General features: G+C 71.4%; 15 protein-coding genes. 9 read left to right on the top strand and 6 right to left on the bottom strand.

Translation table 11 applies throughout. From position 1 onward, the window contains the following. Nucleotides 1–96 precede the first annotated feature (96 nt). The gene (locus IH61_RS0138385; protein WP_420714071.1) at nt 97–2,589 is read left to right on the top strand and encodes a DEAD/DEAH box helicase; all 2,493 of its coding nucleotides are present in this window, start codon (nt 97–99) and stop codon (nt 2,587–2,589) included. 65 nt (nt 2,590–2,654) lie between these two features. On the opposite strand, the gene IH61_RS0138380 is transcribed toward IH61_RS0138385, so the two are convergent. Then, complete coding sequence (locus tag IH61_RS0138380) at nt 2,655–3,488, bottom strand: hypothetical protein (protein WP_031078764.1); 834 nt, start codon at nt 3,486–3,488, stop codon at nt 2,655–2,657. 235 nt (nt 3,489–3,723) lie between these two features. On the opposite strand from IH61_RS0138380, the gene bioB reads away from it, so the two are divergent. The 4 genes from bioB to IH61_RS0138360 are packed head-to-tail and all read left to right on the top strand — an operon-like array spanning nt 3,724 to nt 7,495. Further along, the gene (gene bioB, locus IH61_RS0138375; protein ID WP_031078762.1) at nt 3,724–4,935 is read left to right on the top strand and encodes a biotin synthase BioB; all 1,212 of its coding nucleotides are present in this window, start codon (nt 3,724–3,726) and stop codon (nt 4,933–4,935) included. Nucleotides 4,936–4,965: 30 nt separating this feature from the next. Then, the gene (locus IH61_RS0138370; protein WP_031078760.1) at nt 4,966–6,264 is read left to right on the top strand and encodes an adenosylmethionine--8-amino-7-oxononanoate transaminase; all 1,299 of its coding nucleotides are present in this window, start codon (nt 4,966–4,968) and stop codon (nt 6,262–6,264) included. Then, nucleotides 6,261–6,995 carry a dethiobiotin synthase gene (gene bioD, locus IH61_RS0138365; protein WP_037973953.1) on the top strand — a complete coding sequence of 245 codons (735 nt, stop codon included), beginning with the start codon at nt 6,261–6,263 and terminating at the stop codon, nt 6,993–6,995. The genes IH61_RS0138370 and bioD overlap by 4 nt, the downstream gene beginning before the upstream one ends. Nucleotides 6,996–7,048: 53 nt before the next feature. Continuing rightward, nucleotides 7,049–7,495 (top strand): hypothetical protein, encoded by a 447-nt coding sequence (locus IH61_RS0138360; RefSeq protein WP_031078757.1) that lies wholly within the window; start codon nt 7,049–7,051, stop codon nt 7,493–7,495. A 142-nt stretch (nt 7,496–7,637) separates the two neighbouring features. Here IH61_RS0138360 and IH61_RS0138355 read toward each other — a convergent pair whose 3' ends face one another. After that, nucleotides 7,638–7,928 (bottom strand): hypothetical protein, encoded by a 291-nt coding sequence (locus tag IH61_RS0138355; RefSeq protein ID WP_031078755.1) that lies wholly within the window; start codon nt 7,926–7,928, stop codon nt 7,638–7,640. A gap of 70 nt (nt 7,929–7,998) precedes the next feature. Next, nucleotides 7,999–9,294, bottom strand: a complete 1,296-nt coding sequence (locus IH61_RS0138350) for an MFS transporter (protein ID WP_078911712.1) — start codon at nt 9,292–9,294, stop codon at nt 7,999–8,001. Nucleotides 9,295–9,353: 59 nt separating this feature from the next. Between IH61_RS0138350 and IH61_RS0138345 the strand changes: the two genes are divergently transcribed. The 3 genes from IH61_RS0138345 (at nt 9,354) to IH61_RS0138335 (ending at nt 11,554) form a co-directional block, all read left to right on the top strand. Continuing rightward, nucleotides 9,354–9,746, top strand: coding sequence for a MerR family transcriptional regulator (locus IH61_RS0138345; protein ID WP_031078750.1), 393 nt, complete (start codon nt 9,354–9,356; stop codon nt 9,744–9,746). A 92-nt stretch (nt 9,747–9,838) separates the two neighbouring features. After that, nucleotides 9,839–10,795: a GlxA family transcriptional regulator gene (locus IH61_RS0138340; RefSeq protein WP_031078747.1), complete on the top strand. Its 957-nt coding sequence runs from the start codon at nt 9,839–9,841 to the stop codon at nt 10,793–10,795. A 27-nt stretch (nt 10,796–10,822) separates the two neighbouring features. Next, on the top strand, nt 10,823–11,554 hold the full coding sequence (locus IH61_RS0138335) for an SDR family NAD(P)-dependent oxidoreductase (RefSeq protein WP_031078745.1): 732 nt from the start codon (nt 10,823–10,825) through the stop codon (nt 11,552–11,554). A gap of 212 nt (nt 11,555–11,766) precedes the next feature. Here IH61_RS0138335 and IH61_RS0138325 read toward each other — a convergent pair whose 3' ends face one another. Both IH61_RS0138325 and IH61_RS47530 read right to left on the bottom strand, forming a co-directional pair. Then, a complete protein-coding gene (locus IH61_RS0138325) occupies nt 11,767–11,994 on the bottom strand; it encodes a hypothetical protein (protein WP_031078743.1) in 228 nt (75 codons plus the stop codon). A gap of 8 nt (nt 11,995–12,002) precedes the next feature. Beyond that, nucleotides 12,003–12,323, bottom strand: coding sequence for a hypothetical protein (locus IH61_RS47530; protein WP_158845804.1), 321 nt, complete (start codon nt 12,321–12,323; stop codon nt 12,003–12,005). Nucleotides 12,324–12,445: 122 nt separating this feature from the next. Between IH61_RS47530 and IH61_RS0138315 the strand changes: the two genes are divergently transcribed. Further along, nucleotides 12,446–13,495 (top strand): Scr1 family TA system antitoxin-like transcriptional regulator, encoded by a 1,050-nt coding sequence (locus IH61_RS0138315; RefSeq protein ID WP_051838717.1) that lies wholly within the window; start codon nt 12,446–12,448, stop codon nt 13,493–13,495. 132 nt (nt 13,496–13,627) lie between these two features. Here IH61_RS0138315 and IH61_RS0138310 read toward each other — a convergent pair. Beyond that, the coding region (locus IH61_RS0138310) for an acetylhydrolase (protein WP_031078736.1) at nt 13,628–14,195 on the bottom strand (568 nt) is incomplete at its 5' end.

Raw genomic sequence — 14,195 nt, 5'->3', positions numbered from 1 at the left:
CCCCCACGCCGTCCCCCACCCGGCACCGACCCGCCCCGGGCTTTGCCGGGGGCGGCGGCGAGCAGGCAAGATAGCCGGGTGACCCTCCTTGACCTGATGCCGAAGCCCGCCACGCCCGACGCGCTGTACGAGACGTTCGCCGCCTGGGTGGAGGAGCGGGGGATCTCGCTGTACCCGGCGCAGGAGGAGGCGCTGATCGAGCTGGTGTCCGGGAACAACGTGATCCTGGCGACGCCGACCGGCTCGGGCAAGTCCCTGGTGGCGGCCGGCGCGCACTTCGCGGCGCTCGCGGAGGGGCAGCGCACGTTCTACACGGCGCCGATCAAGGCCCTGGTCTCGGAGAAGTTCTTCGACCTGGTGAAGATGTTCGGCACCGAGCAGGTCGGCATGATGACGGGCGACGCGAGCGTCAACCCGACCGCGCCGATCATCTGCTGCACGGCCGAGGTCCTCGCCCAGATCGCGCTGCGCGACGGCACGCGGGCGGACATCGGCCAGGTGGTCATGGACGAGTTCCACTTCTACGCGGAGCCGGACCGCGGCTGGGCCTGGCAGATCCCGCTGCTGGAGCTGCCGCAGGCGCAGTTCCTGCTGATGTCGGCCACGCTGGGCGACGTCCGCCGCTTCGAGGAGGACCTGACCCGCCGTACGGGCCGTCCGACCACGGTGGTGCGCAACGCGACCCGCCCGGTGCCGCTGTTCTACGAGTACCGCCGCACCACCATGCACGACACGCTGGAGGAGCTGCTGCAGTCCGGCCAGGCGCCGGTCTACGTCGTGCACTTCACGCAGAAGGAGGCGGTGGAGCGCGCCCAGTCGCTGATGAGCATCAACATGTGCTCGAAGGCGGAGAAGGACGCGATCGCCGACCTGATCGGCGGCTTCCGCTTCACCACCAAGTTCGGCCGCAACCTGTCGCGTTTCGTGCGCCACGGCATCGGCGTGCACCACGCGGGCATGCTGCCCAAGTACCGCCGGCTGGTCGAACGCCTCGCCCAGGCGGGCCTGTTGAAGGTGATCTGCGGGACGGACACCCTCGGGGTGGGCGTCAACGTGCCGATCCGCACGGTGCTGTTCACCGCCCTGTCCAAGTACGACGGGCAGCGCGTGCGCATCCTGCGCGCCCGCGAGTTCCACCAGATCGCCGGGCGCGCGGGCCGGGCCGGCTTCGACACCGTCGGCCAGGTGGTCGCGCAGGCGCCGGAGCACGTGATCGAGAACGACAAGGCGATCGCCAAGGCCGGGGACGACCCGAAGAAGAAGCGCAAGGTGGTGCGCAAGAAGGCCCCGGAGGGCTTCGTCGGCTGGACGGAGGAGACCTTCGACAAGCTGATCGGCGCCGACCCGGAGCCGCTGGTCTCCCGCTTCAAGGTCAGCCACGCGATGCTGCTGTCGGTGATCGGCCGCCCGGGCAACGCCTTCGAGGCGATGCGCAAGCTGCTCACCGACAACCACGAGGACCGGGCCGCCCAGCGCCGCCACATCCGCACCGCGATCGCCATCTACCGCTCCCTGCTGGAGGGCGGCGTCGTCGAGCGCCTGCCGGAGCCGGACTCCGAGGGCCGCATCGTGCGCCTGACCCTGGACCTCCAGGAGAACTTCGCGCTCAACCAGCCGCTGTCCACCTTCGCGCTGGCCTCCTTCGAGCTGCTCGACCCGACCTCCCCCACGTACGCGCTGGACGTCATCTCCGTCGTCGAGGCGACCCTGGACGACCCGCGCCAGATCCTCGCCGCCCAGCAGAACAAGGCGCGCGGCGAGGCCGTCGCCGAGATGAAGCGCGACGGCATCGAGTACGAGGAGCGCATGGAGCGCCTCCAGGACGTCACGTACGACAAGCCGCTGGAGGAGCTGCTCACCCACGCGTACGAGGTGTACCGCCGGGCGCACCCGTGGATCGGCGACCACCAGCTCCAGCCGAAGTCCGTCGTGCGGGACCTGTTCGAGCGGGCGATGACCTTCTCGGACTACGTCGGCTTCTACGAGCTGGCCCGCACCGAGGGCATCGTCCTGCGCTACCTGGCGGGCGCGTTCAAGGCGCTGGAGCAGACCGTCCCCGAGGACGTGAAGACCGACGAGCTCAAGGACGTCATCGCCTGGCTCGGCGAGCTGGTGCGCCAGGTCGACTCCAGCCTGCTGGACGAGTGGGAGCAGCTGGCCAACCCGACCGAGGCGGCCACCGCCGAGGTCACCCTCGAGGACAGGGCGGCGCCGGTCACGGCGAACGCGCGGGCCTTCCGGGTGCTGGTGCGCAACGAGCTGTTCCGCCGCGTCGAGCTGTGCGCGCTGGAGCACTGGGCCGAACTCGGCGAGCTGGACGGCGAGTACGGCTGGGACGCGGACCGCTGGGCGGACGCGATGGACGGCTACTGGGACGAGTACGACGACCTGGGCACCGGCCCGAACGCGCGCGGCCCGAAGATGCTGATCATCGAGGAGGAGGACTCCGCCTGGAAGGTCCGCCAGATCTTCGACGACCCGGAGGGTGACCACGACTGGGGCATCAGCGCCGAGGTCGACCTGTACGGCTCGGACGAGGAGGGGCGGGCGGTCCTGCGGGTCACGGCGGTGGACCGGCTCGGGGGCTGACCAAGTCCCAAGGGGCCCAACGGTGTTGGGCCCATTTGCCGTACCTGCATCCAGACGTGCCGTACCTAGATCCAGACGAACTGCGACCCCGCCGCGTACGACAGCGCCCGGTTGGCCTCGTCCAGGGACTGCTCCGCGCTCGGCCCGGAGGCGGCCGGCGTCGGCGCACCGGAGGCGCCCGGCGTGGGCGTGGCGGTGGCGCCGCCGGGGCGCGAGCTGGTGACCGTCACGTAGTGGCCGACCGCCTCCACCCGCGAAGCCTCGCTGCCGCCGCCCTTCGCGGCGGACCCGCTCGGCGCCGGGGCGGGCAGGGCGTCCGGGAGGATGAAGGTGAGCGCGCCGGGCTTGCCGCGCAGCATCTCGGCGGCCTTGGCGGCCGAGCCCTGGTCGCCGAAGCGCAGCAGGGTGACGGTGCTGAGCACCGGCCGGTCCTGCCCGCTGAAGCTGACGATCAGGTAAGCCTGGCAGCCGCTGCCCTTGAACAGCTCCTGCGTACGGTCCTGGAGCGCCTCGGCGCAGTTCTCGCCCTGCCGGGCGCCGTTGCGCCTGGCCTTGTACCCGGCCACGTCGACGAGCCGCTGGGCGGGGAAGAAGTTGTCGACGTTCAGGCCCTCGGGGTCGGTGCTGGGCGGCGCGGCGCCGACGACGGGCGGCGACTTGGTCGCGTCCTTGTGGGAGGGGCCGAGGCCGGGAATGTAGTCGCCGGGCATCGGGCGGGTGATGATCCAGCCGCCGGCGGCGACCACGCCGAGCACCACGACCCAGCCGAGAGCCTTGCGGGGCGTCAGCCGCCCGCCGATCCCGGCCAGCCCCGCGAGTCCGGCCCCCCGGCCGGTCCGCCGCTCAACCGTTTCTTCGCCGTCTCCCTGAGTCGGGGTGCGCTCCCCCTGCGTGGTCATGGCGCAGATTCTAAGCACCGGCCGTGTGGCGAGGACCACGGGGTCGGTGGTTGTGGATCATCCGCGGGGGCGCTAGCCGCCAGCATCCGGTAGGCCGGGTGTCCGTCCCCCGTCAAGCCCGTGACCAGCGGCGACGCCGTGAGCTTCGACACTGTGGCAAGTGGCACATCCTTCCGCGGATCTTCTGGCGGGTTTCCTCTGGCGAAGCTCGATCGCCACGGGGCAGGATCGCCCCATGGATCTGCTCGATACCCTCACCGACAAGGGCCTGCGCGGCGAAGTCCCGACCCGCGAGGAGGCGCTGGCCGTCCTCGCCACCACGGACGACGAACTGCTGGACGTCGTCGCCGCGGCGGGCAAGGTCCGCCGCCGCTGGTTCGGCCGCCGGGTGAAGCTCAACTACCTGGTGAACCTCAAGAGCGGGCTCTGTCCCGAGGACTGCTCGTACTGCTCGCAGCGGCTGGGCTCGAAGGCCGAGATCCTCAAGTACACCTGGCTCAAGCCCGACCAGGCCGCCGAGGCGGCGAAGGCCGGGGTCGCGGGCGGCGCCAAGCGCGTCTGCCTGGTCGCCAGCGGCCGCGGCCCGACGGACCGCGACATCGACCGGGTCACCGACACCATGGCCGCCATCCGCGAGGCCGACCCCGCGGTCGAGCTGTGCGTCTGCCTGGGCCTGCTCTCCGACAACCAGGCCGAGCGCCTGAAGGCGGCCGGCGCCGACGCGTACAACCACAACCTCAACACCTCCGAAGCCACCTACGGCGACATCACCACCACCCACACCTACGCGGACCGGGTGGACACCGTGCAGAAGGCGCACGGCGCGGGCCTGTCCGCCTGCTCCGGCCTGATCGCCGGCATGGGCGAGAGCGACGAGGACCTCGTCGACGTGGTCTTCGCCCTGCGCGAGCTCGGCTCGGACTCCGTCCCCGTCAACTTCCTCATCCCCTTCGAGGGCACCCCCCTCGCCCAGGAGTGGCACCTCAGCCCGCAGCGCTGCCTGCGCATCCTGGCGATGGTCCGCTTCGTCAACCCGGACACCGAGGTGCGCATCGCGGGCGGGCGCGAGCTGCACCTGCGCACGCTGCAGCCGCTCGGGCTGCACATCGCCAACTCGATCTTCCTGGGCGACTACCTGACCAGCGAGGGCCAGGCCGGGCACGCGGACCTGGACATGATCCGGGACGCCGGGTTCGAGGTCGAGGGCGCGGGCGAGGCCACCCTGCCGCGGCACCGGTCGGACGTGGCCGCCGCTGGTTCGTCGTGCGGCACCGCCGCTTCGGCCTGCGGCAGCGGCGGCGGGTGCGGGCCCTGCGGCGGGCACTCGTCGGAGGCTCCCGCGGAGGCTGCTGCGGAGGCCCTCTCGGAGGCTCCCTCGGAGTCCCACAGCGACCAGGTGAAGGTCCGCCGCCGCGGCGCCGGCACCGAACTCGCGCCCAACGCCTGACCCTTCGCCCCTTCGGAGAACCGCCCCCTCATGCTTGCCCCTGACGCCCTCCTCGCCCTCGACCGCGCCCACGTCTGGCACCCGTACGGGCCGATGCCCGGCACCGTCACGCCGTACGTGGTCGAGTCCGCCTCGGGCGTCCGGCTGCGCCTGGCCGAGCCCGTCGCGGGCGGGCAGCGCGAGCTCGTCGACGGCATGTCGTCCTGGTGGGCGGCCATCCACGGCTACCGGCACCCCGTGCTGGACGAGGCCGTACGCGAGCAGCTGGGCCGGATGAGCCACGTCATGTTCGGCGGGCTCACCCACGAGCCCGCCGTCCGGCTGGCGGCGCGGCTCGTGGAGATCACGCCCGAGCCGCTACGGCACGTCTTCCTCGCCGACTCGGGGTCGGTGGCCGTCGAGGTGGCCATGAAAATGGCCCTGCAGTACTGGCAGTCGGTCGGGCGGCCCGGAAAGCAGCGGCTGCTCACCTGGCGCGGCGGGTACCACGGGGACACCTTCCACCCCATGTCGGTGTGCGACCCCGAGGGCGGGATGCACCACCTGTGGGGCGGGGTGCTGCCGGGGCAGCTGTTCGCGGCGGAGCCCCCGGCGGGGTTCTCGGCTCCCCTGAACGCCGAATACGCCGCTCGGTTCGAGGAGTTGATGGCCCGTCACGCGGACGAGCTGGCCGCCGTCATCGTCGAGCCGGTGGTGCAGGGCGCGGGCGGGATGCGCTTCCACTCGCCCGAGTACCTGCGGATGCTGCGCGAACTCTGCGACCGGTACGGGGTGTTGCTGATCTTCGACGAGATCGCCACCGGCTTCGGCCGCAGCGGCGCCCTGTTCGCCGCCGACCACACCGGGGTCTCGCCCGACGTGATGTGCCTGGGCAAGGCCCTCACCGGCGGATACCTGACGCTGGCCGCCACCCTGTGCACGGCGGAGGTCGCGGACGGCATCAGCCGGGGCGAGATGCCGGTGCTGGCGCACGGGCCGACGTTCATGGGCAACCCGCTGGCCTGCGCGGTGGCCCTGGCCTCCGTGGACCTGCTGCTCGGACAGGACTGGACCGTCGAGGTCAAGCGCATCGAGGCGGGGCTCTCGGCCGCTCTGGCGGGGGCTGTCGAGGTGCCGGGTGTGCGGGACGTCCGGGTCCAAGGCGCCATCGGCGTGGTGCAGTTGGACCACCCGGTGGACGTCGCGGCCGCGACGGAGGCGGCGGCGCGGGAGGGCGTGTGGCTGCGGCCCTTCCGGGACCTGATCTACACGATGCCGCCGTACGTGTGCGACGACGAGGACGTGGCGCGCATCGCCGCCGCCGTGACCGCTGCGGCGGTGGCGGGATGAGCGCGCGCATCCTCTTCGTGACCGGCACCAACACGGACGTCGGCAAGACCGTCGCCACGGCCGCCGTCGCCTCGGTGGCGCTGCGGGCCGGGCAGCGGGTCGCCGTGCTCAAGCCCGGTCAGACGGGCGTCGCGCCCGGCGAGCCGGGCGACGCGGCGGAGGTGCGGCGCCTCGCGGGCGACGTGACCTTCCTCGAACTCGCCCGCTACCCCGAGCCGTTGGCGCCCGACACCGCCGCGCGGCGGTCCGGGCTCCCGTTCCTCTCCCCCGCCTCCGTCGCCTCCGCCGTCGCCGACCTCTCCGACACCCACGACCTCGTCCTGGTCGAGGGCGCGGGCGGCCTGCTCGTCCGCTACGACGACGAAGGGCGGACACTGGCCGACCACGCGCGGGCCACCGCCTCGCTGGGCCTGCCCGTCGAGATCCTCCTCGTGGCCTCCGCCGGGCTCGGCACGCTCAACATCGTCTCCCTCACGGCGGAGGCGCTCGAAGCCCGGGGGCTCCCGCTCACCGGCGTCCTCGTCGGCTCCTGGCCCACCGAACCGGGCCTCGCCGAGCGCTGCAACCTCGCCGACCTGCCCCGCTCCGCCGGTGCCCCCCTCCTGGGGGCCCTGCCCGAACGGGCCGGGTCCGCTTCGGACTTCGGCGCGCTTGCCCTCGCTTCCCTGGGCCCTGAGCTGGGCGGACACTGGAACGCCGAGCACTTCGCGAAGCTCCACTCGAAGGTGTGAAGCCCGTCCGGAACCGGCCACGTGCGGCCACCGCGCTGCGTACGGTTCCTCGCATGACAGACGGGCTGACCATGGACGAGTCCCTACGGGCCTTGGCCGCCCTCGAGGCGGCGTGGAAGGACGACGACGAGGCGCTCACCGCCCTGGCCCTGTGCGGAGCCGACGAGCGCCAACTCCCGGCGCTGGTCGCCGCCTACGGCGAACACGCGATGGACACGCTGATGGCGCTCGCGTTCGGACTGCGCGCGACGATGAGCGAACAGGAGATGGTAGACCTCTCCGACGCGGTCAGCTCCAACATCGGCGCCCGCATGAGCGCCCTGCTCACCCGGAGCCTCAAGGCGTGGGGCGAGGCGACGGCGGCCGACGACCTGCCGGTGACGAAGGCCATCGCCCACACGGTCATCGACGCCATGCGCGCCGTCACGCAGGACCCGGCCAAGACCGAAGTCCTGCCCCTGCTGGCCACGTTCCGCACCTACGCCCTCAACGGCGCCTGAGGGGGGGCCGATTCGGTGCGGGCTTCGACCGTCCTCGAAGCCCGCGCTCACGTGCGGCGGCGTCAGCGGATGACCACCGGAGTGGGAAGTCGGCCCCGCTGACTTCCCACTCCGGGCGGCGGTCCCAGGCTTCAACGGGCCGTCACGGCACGGAGACGCTGGACCCGAAGTCGAAGGAGCCCATCTCGCCCGGCCCGACCGTGCCGTTGACCGGGCCGGTGCAGTCGTCGTTGCCGAAGACCGTGACGGTCTGGTCGGTCTGGTTGTCGACGACCGTCGGCCATCCCGGGGAGTTGTAACAACCGGACGGGTCCTGGATGGCCTGGCCGTTGAGGATGATCGCGCCGGAGGCCGCGCCGGCACTGGTGGCGGTGGCCAGGCAGAGGGCGGCGGCGGTCAGGGCGATACCGGTCGCGCGGAGGACTCGCTTCAAGGGGTTCTCCCGGTGCTGGAGGGGCGGATGGCGAGGTCGCCGCGTCAGTGCTTCCCTGCCCGCCGACCGGCTATCCCCGCATCCGGGCGAAGCGCAACCACCCGCCCCGGCCGGCGGACGTGACGGCCCGCCGGCGCGCCCGCCAACCGAGGAAGGCGACGGCGAGGACCGCCGTGACGATCATGGCGAGGCCGCAGCCGCTCAGCAGCACCGGCGCGTCCACCCGGTGCAGGAGCAGCCCGCCGAGCACGGCGCCCAAGGGCGAGGCCGTGACGAGCACCGCGCTGCGGACGGCGAGCACCTCGGTGAGCGAGCCGCTCGGCGCCCTCTTCTGCAGCAGCGCGAGGGACAGCGCGGAGTACGGTCCGTAAATGAGCCCCGCCGCCGCGAAGCCGATCAGGGACGGCACGGCGGTGTGGGCGAAGGCGAAGGGCAGCAGGCTGAGGCCGTGGCCCGCGACGATGGCGATCATGGTCGGCCACAGCGGCAACCGCCCGGCCGCTCCGGCGCCGAGAGCCCCGACGACGCTTCCCACGCCGAACACGACCCAGTAGGCACCGAGCAGCCCGGCACCGTCGTTCAGGGAGTGCACGACGAACAGCGGCAGCGCGACCTCGACCGGACCGTAGGCGAGGTTGAACAGCCAGGTCAGCACCAGCAGTCCGAGCAGCTCCGGGTGGCGCCGCAGCACCCCCAGGCCCTGTCGCGCGCCACCGGCAGCGGCACCGGCCTGCTCGGACGCCGCCACCACCGGCACCGCGACCCGGCTCGCCTGCACCGCCAGCACCGCGAAGGTGACCGCGTCCAGGCCGATGATCCACGCGGGCGGCACCGCGCCCGCCAGCAGGCCCGCCAACGCGGGGCCGAGCACGATCGCACTCGACAGGCTGGTGCTCAGCGCGCTGTTCGCGGCCAGCCGCAGGCCGTCGTCCAGCAGCGGCGCGAACAGGGCGTACTTGGCGGCCTTGCCCCAGGCGTGAAGCAGCGAGGAGGCGCCCAGCAGCACGACGTAGCCGGTCGGGCCGAGCACGCCGGCCACGTCCGCGACCGGGATCGCCCCCAGGAGCAGCGCCCGCAGGGCGGCGTCCGCGACCAGCAGCCGTCGCGCCGGCAGCCGCCTCAGCCAGCGGCCCAGCAGCAGCGCGCCGAGCACCCCCGGCAGTGTGTACGCGGCGACGCTGATCCCGACCAACGCGCCCTGCCCGCCGGGCGGGGCCAGCGAGAGCGCCAGCCAGGCAACGGCGACGGTGCTCATGCCGTCCCCCAGGTCCGACAGGGCGAAGACGGGCATCAGCCGGCGGAACGGGCGGACGGCGAACAGCGGGCGGTAGGCAGCGGGCAGCAGGCGCCCCGGAGATGAGATCATGCAGGTCACACTCGTGCTTCAAGCACGCGTGAAGTCAACCCGGCCAGGGGGGCGTTGGCGTGCGGTATCTGGGGATCGGCGAACTGGCCCGAAGGGTGCGGGTGCGGGCCTCCGCACTGCGCTACTGGGAGGAGCGCGGGCTGCTGCCGGGCTCCCATCGCGAGGCGGGCCGACGGGTCTGGCCGGTCAGCGCCGTCCGGCGGGTCGCGCTGATCCGAATGGCGCAGCGGGCCGGCTTCACCCTCGCCGAGATCGCGGGCCTGCTGAACGGCGACACCTCCCCCGGAGCCACCCGGCAGTGGCGCGAACTCGCCGCCCGCAAGCTCCCCGAACTCGACGACCACATCACCCGGACGCAGGCGCTGCGCCGGGCCGTCGCGGACTGCATGGAGTGCGGCTGCATGAACTTCGACCGGTGTGTGCTCCTGGCGGCGTCCGCAGACGCGCCCTGACCGAAGGGCCGGTGTCCGCGCCTTCGGGTGTGGCGCGATGTGTGGGGTGCCCGTCGTTGACGCCATCCGCGCAGGTCAGGCAGCCTGCTGGCATGCGTCGGGTGGTGTTCGTGGTGTTCGAGGGGTTCCAGGCGGTCGACCTGGTGGGCCCGCATGCGGTGTTCCACTACGCCCAGGAGGCGGTCGGCGGGTACGACTGCCGGGTGGTGGCGCCCCGGGCGGGGCTGGTCCGGTCGTCCAGCGGACTGCCGATGGGCGCCGAGTACGGGATCGACGGCCTCGAGCCTGAGGGGGTGGACACCCTCGTCGTGATCGGCGGACCGGGGGTGGTCGAGGCGCGGGGGGACGGGGAGCTGGTCGCGTGGATCGGTGCCGCTGCGGCCGGGGCCCGGCGGGTCGCGTCGGTGTGCAGCGGGGCGCTGCTGCTGGCCTCGACCGGGGTCCTCGCCGGGCGGCGGGTCACGACGCACTGGAGGAAGGAGCGGCAACTCGCCGCTGATCACCCGGAGTTGACCGTCGACTGCGACCCGATCTTCATCCGGGACGGCCATGTGTGGACCTCGGCGGGGGTCAGCGCCGGGATGGACCTCGCCCTCGCCCTGGTCGAGGACGACCACGGGCCCGAACTCGCCCTCGCCGCCGCCCGCGAAATGGTGCTGTACCTGCGGCGGCCGGGCAACCAGTCGCAGTTCAGCGTCCCGCTGTGGTCGGCCCAGCCGACCAGCGACCCCATCCGCAAGGCCGTCCGCGCCATCCAGGACGACCCCGGCGCCCGGCACACCGTCGCCGCCCTGGCCGCCTGCGCCGGCCTCAGCCCGCGCCACCTGCAACGCCGCTTCACGGCGGAGATCGGCACCGGCCCGGCGGCGTACGTGGAACGCGTACGGGTCGAGGCCGCCCGGCGCGCCCTCACCGAGGCCGACGAACCGGTGGCGGCACTCGCCCGCCGCCTCGGCTTCGGGACGGCGGAGACGCTGCGGCGCACTTTTCACCGCCGGATCGGGATCGCGCCTGCCGAGTACCGCGACCGCTTTGGCTCTGTCCGCTGAATCCGTACGAACTTGGGAGAACATCAGATGCAGGATTTCGTCACCGTGGTCACCGGCGGAAGCCGAGGCATCGGCGCGGCCATCTGCGCCCGCCTCGCGTCGGAGGGGCACGACATCGTGATCGGCTACCGGTCCGACAGTTCGGCGGCGGAGGCGGTCGCGGAGGTGGTGCGGAAGGCTGGGCGCCGGTGCCTCGTCGTGCGCGCCGACACGGCTGATGAGGCGGACGTCGACCGGCTCTTCGACCGTGCTGCCGCCGAACTCGGGCCTGTCACCGCGCTGGTGAACAACGCCGGCACCGGCGGCCCGGTCGGCTCACTGGCGGACGCGGACCCGGAGGAGCTGCGCCGGGCACTGGAGGTCAACGTCCTGGGGTACCTGCTCTGTGCGCGGCGCGCCATCCTGGACATGTCGGGGACGGGCGGCGGTGCGATCGTCAACATCTCCTCGGCGGCGGCGACGCTCGGTAGCCCGGGGTTGTACGTCCACTACGCTGCGGCGAAGGCTGCTGTCGACGCGATGACGATGGGGTTGTCGAAGGAGGTCGCGGGGCAGGGGATCCGGGTCAACTGCGTTGCACCTGGGACGATTTGGACCGAGTTCCACCAGGACCCGGAGCGCCCCCGCAAGGTGGCGGCGGCGATTCCGATGGGCCGCGCCGGGCAGCCGGAGGAGATTGCCGCTGCGGTCTCGTGGCTTCTCTCCGCCGACGCGTCGTACGCGACGGGTGCGGTGCTGCGAGTTTCCGGGGGGCTGTAGTTCGGCGCGGGCTTCGAGGTTCCTCGAAGCCCGCGCGGCTTACGGGTGCGTCCTCATCCAGCAGGCGGCGAGCGCGAATCCGCCCGTGGAGGAGCCGAGGAAGATGAGGACGAACACCAACGCGCTTGCCGAGGTCGAGATGTTCTCGGGCATCGCGAGGAAGACGACGCTTGCGAGGACGAAACTGCCGACGGTGATGGCTCCGGCGGCAACTACGGTCGCATACCTCGCCGGAGAACGGCGACCAGCCGTTCGATGACGTCCGGCCGGGCGGCTCCGAGGTCGATCAGGATGACTCCGGTGGCTTTGGCCGACCGCCAGTCGATGCCGAGCGAGGGGAGTTTGAGGTTCGCGGCGTGCAGGACGGCCTGGAGGTCGTCGAGGATGTCGGCGGCGGCACGACGGTCCTCGGTTGTGGTCTTGTCGATCATGCTGCTCATGGGGCATCTCACTGTTCGGTGGTGGTGATCCAGCGCGGCTCGGTGTCCCATTCGACGCCGCCGGTGAGGGGCCGGAGGAAGATGTGCCCCTGCTGCCACCCCATGAAGGCGCCCCACTGCCCGGACCGGACGTCGAAGACTCGCTCCCCGACGATGAACGGCCGGTAGGGGTTCGAGGGCGACGCCACCCGCCTCGCGGGCGGCGCCGCCGGAGCGATGGCGTCCGCGTGCAGGCGCGCTTCCGGGATGGAGTCGCCGCACTGCGCGCAGCGGCACGGCGGGAAATTCCGCCGCAAAATCAAACTCTCAGTAGATTGACCGTTTGTCATATCTACACCTCCGAGATTCTGGTCACCGAGCAGCTCCCTTTTCGCTAACTCCTCACTAAGGGTGGCCAATCGTGACTAGCATCGGAAGGGCTTCACTTTGACATCCGGTCTTGTGGAATGACGTGATCACTGTGCCGCAGCAGGAACTTGACCTCGCCTCATCACCCAACGTCGCCATCGGCGCCCAACTCCGCCGGTTCCGCAAGGCCAAGGGCTACACGCAGATCCAGCTCGGCGAGTTGATCCACTACAGCGACTCGCTGATCTCCCTGATCGAGAACGGCCAACGCCCCGCCCCGCTGACCCTCCTCCGGCGCGCCGACAAGGTGCTCGACACGTGCGGGGCTCTTGAACTCCTGTACTGGAGCACGAAGGGCAGCACCCTCATCGGCGGATTCCTCGCCTATATCGAGCACGAGACCAAGGCCACCGCCCTCAAGATCTTCGAGCTGAACGTCATCCCTGGACTTCTCCAGACCCGAGCCTACGCTTCCGCCCTCATCACCGCCGCAGCCCGCCGAGGAGAGATCCCCGAGGACAAGATCGACGAACGCCTTAATGTCCGCATGGCACGTCAGGCGATGCTGTTTCGAGAGCCCGCTCCATCTGTCCACATCATCATGGAGGAGAGCTGCCTGCGCCCCATCGGAGGCCCCTTCGTCATGGCCGAACAGCTCAGGTGGCTCGAGAGCATGGCCACCCTTCCGCACGTCACACTTCAGATCGCACCGGCCAGCCTCGGCGAAGACCTCCCTGCGACTTGGCCGTTCACGCTCCTGACCACCCCGAACGAGACGTGGATGGCCTACCTCGAAACCATCCAGCGTGGCTACGTTGAGCGCGATGATCAGAACGAAGTCCGCTCCCTCGCAAGGCGTTACGATTGGCTCCAGGTCCAAGCCCTCTCGTGCGCGGACTCTCTGGCATTCATCCGCGCCCGGCTGAAGGAGTTCTGCGCCATGTTCCCCATCGAGGCGATCAAGCCCAACTCCTGGATGAAGTCGTCCTACAGCAACGGCGGCGGCCAGTGCATCGAGGTCGCCCCCGGCCTCCCGGGCATCCTCCCCGTCCGCGACAGCAAAGACCCCGACGGCCCCCAACTCGCCTTCGGCGAAGCCGCCTGGAAGTCCTTCATCGCCAGTGTGAAGTCCGGTGACTTCGGCGCCGTCTAGCCACCTGACCTACAACGGCCGGTACTCCGCGACTGCCGGCAAAGAGGCGACGGCCTGCACCACGCGGTGCAGGCCGTCGCCCACATGCACAATCTGAACCAGCAGATCAGGCCATACGCCGACCTGCCGACATCAGTTCTGGAAGAGGACTTCCGGGTTGTCCGGCGTGGGGCCGTCCAGCAGCGGGCTGCAGATCCCCTTCAGTGTCTGGTCGAAGAACGCCGTCACGTACTCACGCGTGATCTCCATCCCGCGTTCCGGGGAGAGGGCCGGCTGCGCCGGGAAGCCGGCCTGCTTCTGGAGTACCTCCAGGTCGGCGAAGCTGAAGTGGTCGGCGCCGGTGACCGTCAGCCACTTCTTGTAGCCGCCGAGGGCGGCCCACGCCTGCTCCCACGTGGTGTCGTGGCCGCCGGGCGTGTGGTCGCCTCGGCCCAGCATGAGGAACGGCCGGTCGATCTGACCAGGCGTCGGGGCCGGGTGGAAGGCGCCGTCCATGTCCACTCCGGCCCGTACGCGCGGGTCGGCGATCATCGTGGCGGCGGCTGCCCCTCCGCCGAGGGAGTGTCCGGCCATGCCGATCTGGTGCTTGTCGATGAGGTGTGCCAGGCGCCACGCGGTATTGCCGTGCGTCAACTGGTCGATCACGAAGGACACGTCCGTCGCGCGGCTGGCGGTTTCGAAGTTGAAGTCGATCTGCTCC

Source organism: Streptomyces sp. NRRL WC-3742 (assembly GCF_000720635.1).
Lineage (GTDB): Bacteria > Actinomycetota > Actinomycetes > Streptomycetales > Streptomycetaceae > Kitasatospora.
This window is presented reverse-complemented; position numbering and strand designations above follow the sequence as displayed.

Excerpts from the sequence above, each read along its gene's own strand:
- bioD (WP_037973953.1), top strand. The coding sequence starts at position 6,261 with ATGAGCGCGCGCATCCTCTTCGTGACCGGCACCAACACGGACGTCGGC.
- IH61_RS0138335 (WP_031078745.1), top strand. The coding sequence starts at position 10,823 with ATGCAGGATTTCGTCACCGTGGTCACCGGCGGAAGCCGAGGCATCGGC.
- IH61_RS0138325 (WP_031078743.1), bottom strand. The coding sequence starts at position 11,994 with ATGAGCAGCATGATCGACAAGACCACAACCGAGGACCGTCGTGCCGCC.
- IH61_RS0138380 (WP_031078764.1), bottom strand. The coding sequence starts at position 3,488 with ATGACCACGCAGGGGGAGCGCACCCCGACTCAGGGAGACGGCGAAGAA.
- IH61_RS47530 (WP_158845804.1), bottom strand. The coding sequence starts at position 12,323 with ATGACAAACGGTCAATCTACTGAGAGTTTGATTTTGCGGCGGAATTTC.
- IH61_RS0138385 (WP_420714071.1), top strand. The coding sequence starts at position 97 with ATGCCGAAGCCCGCCACGCCCGACGCGCTGTACGAGACGTTCGCCGCC.
- IH61_RS0138340 (WP_031078747.1), top strand. The coding sequence starts at position 9,839 with ATGCGTCGGGTGGTGTTCGTGGTGTTCGAGGGGTTCCAGGCGGTCGAC.
- IH61_RS0138370 (WP_031078760.1), top strand. The coding sequence starts at position 4,966 with ATGCTTGCCCCTGACGCCCTCCTCGCCCTCGACCGCGCCCACGTCTGG.
- bioB (WP_031078762.1), top strand. The coding sequence starts at position 3,724 with ATGGATCTGCTCGATACCCTCACCGACAAGGGCCTGCGCGGCGAAGTC.
- IH61_RS0138360 (WP_031078757.1), top strand. The coding sequence starts at position 7,049 with ATGACAGACGGGCTGACCATGGACGAGTCCCTACGGGCCTTGGCCGCC.
- IH61_RS0138350 (WP_078911712.1), bottom strand. The coding sequence starts at position 9,294 with ATGATCTCATCTCCGGGGCGCCTGCTGCCCGCTGCCTACCGCCCGCTG.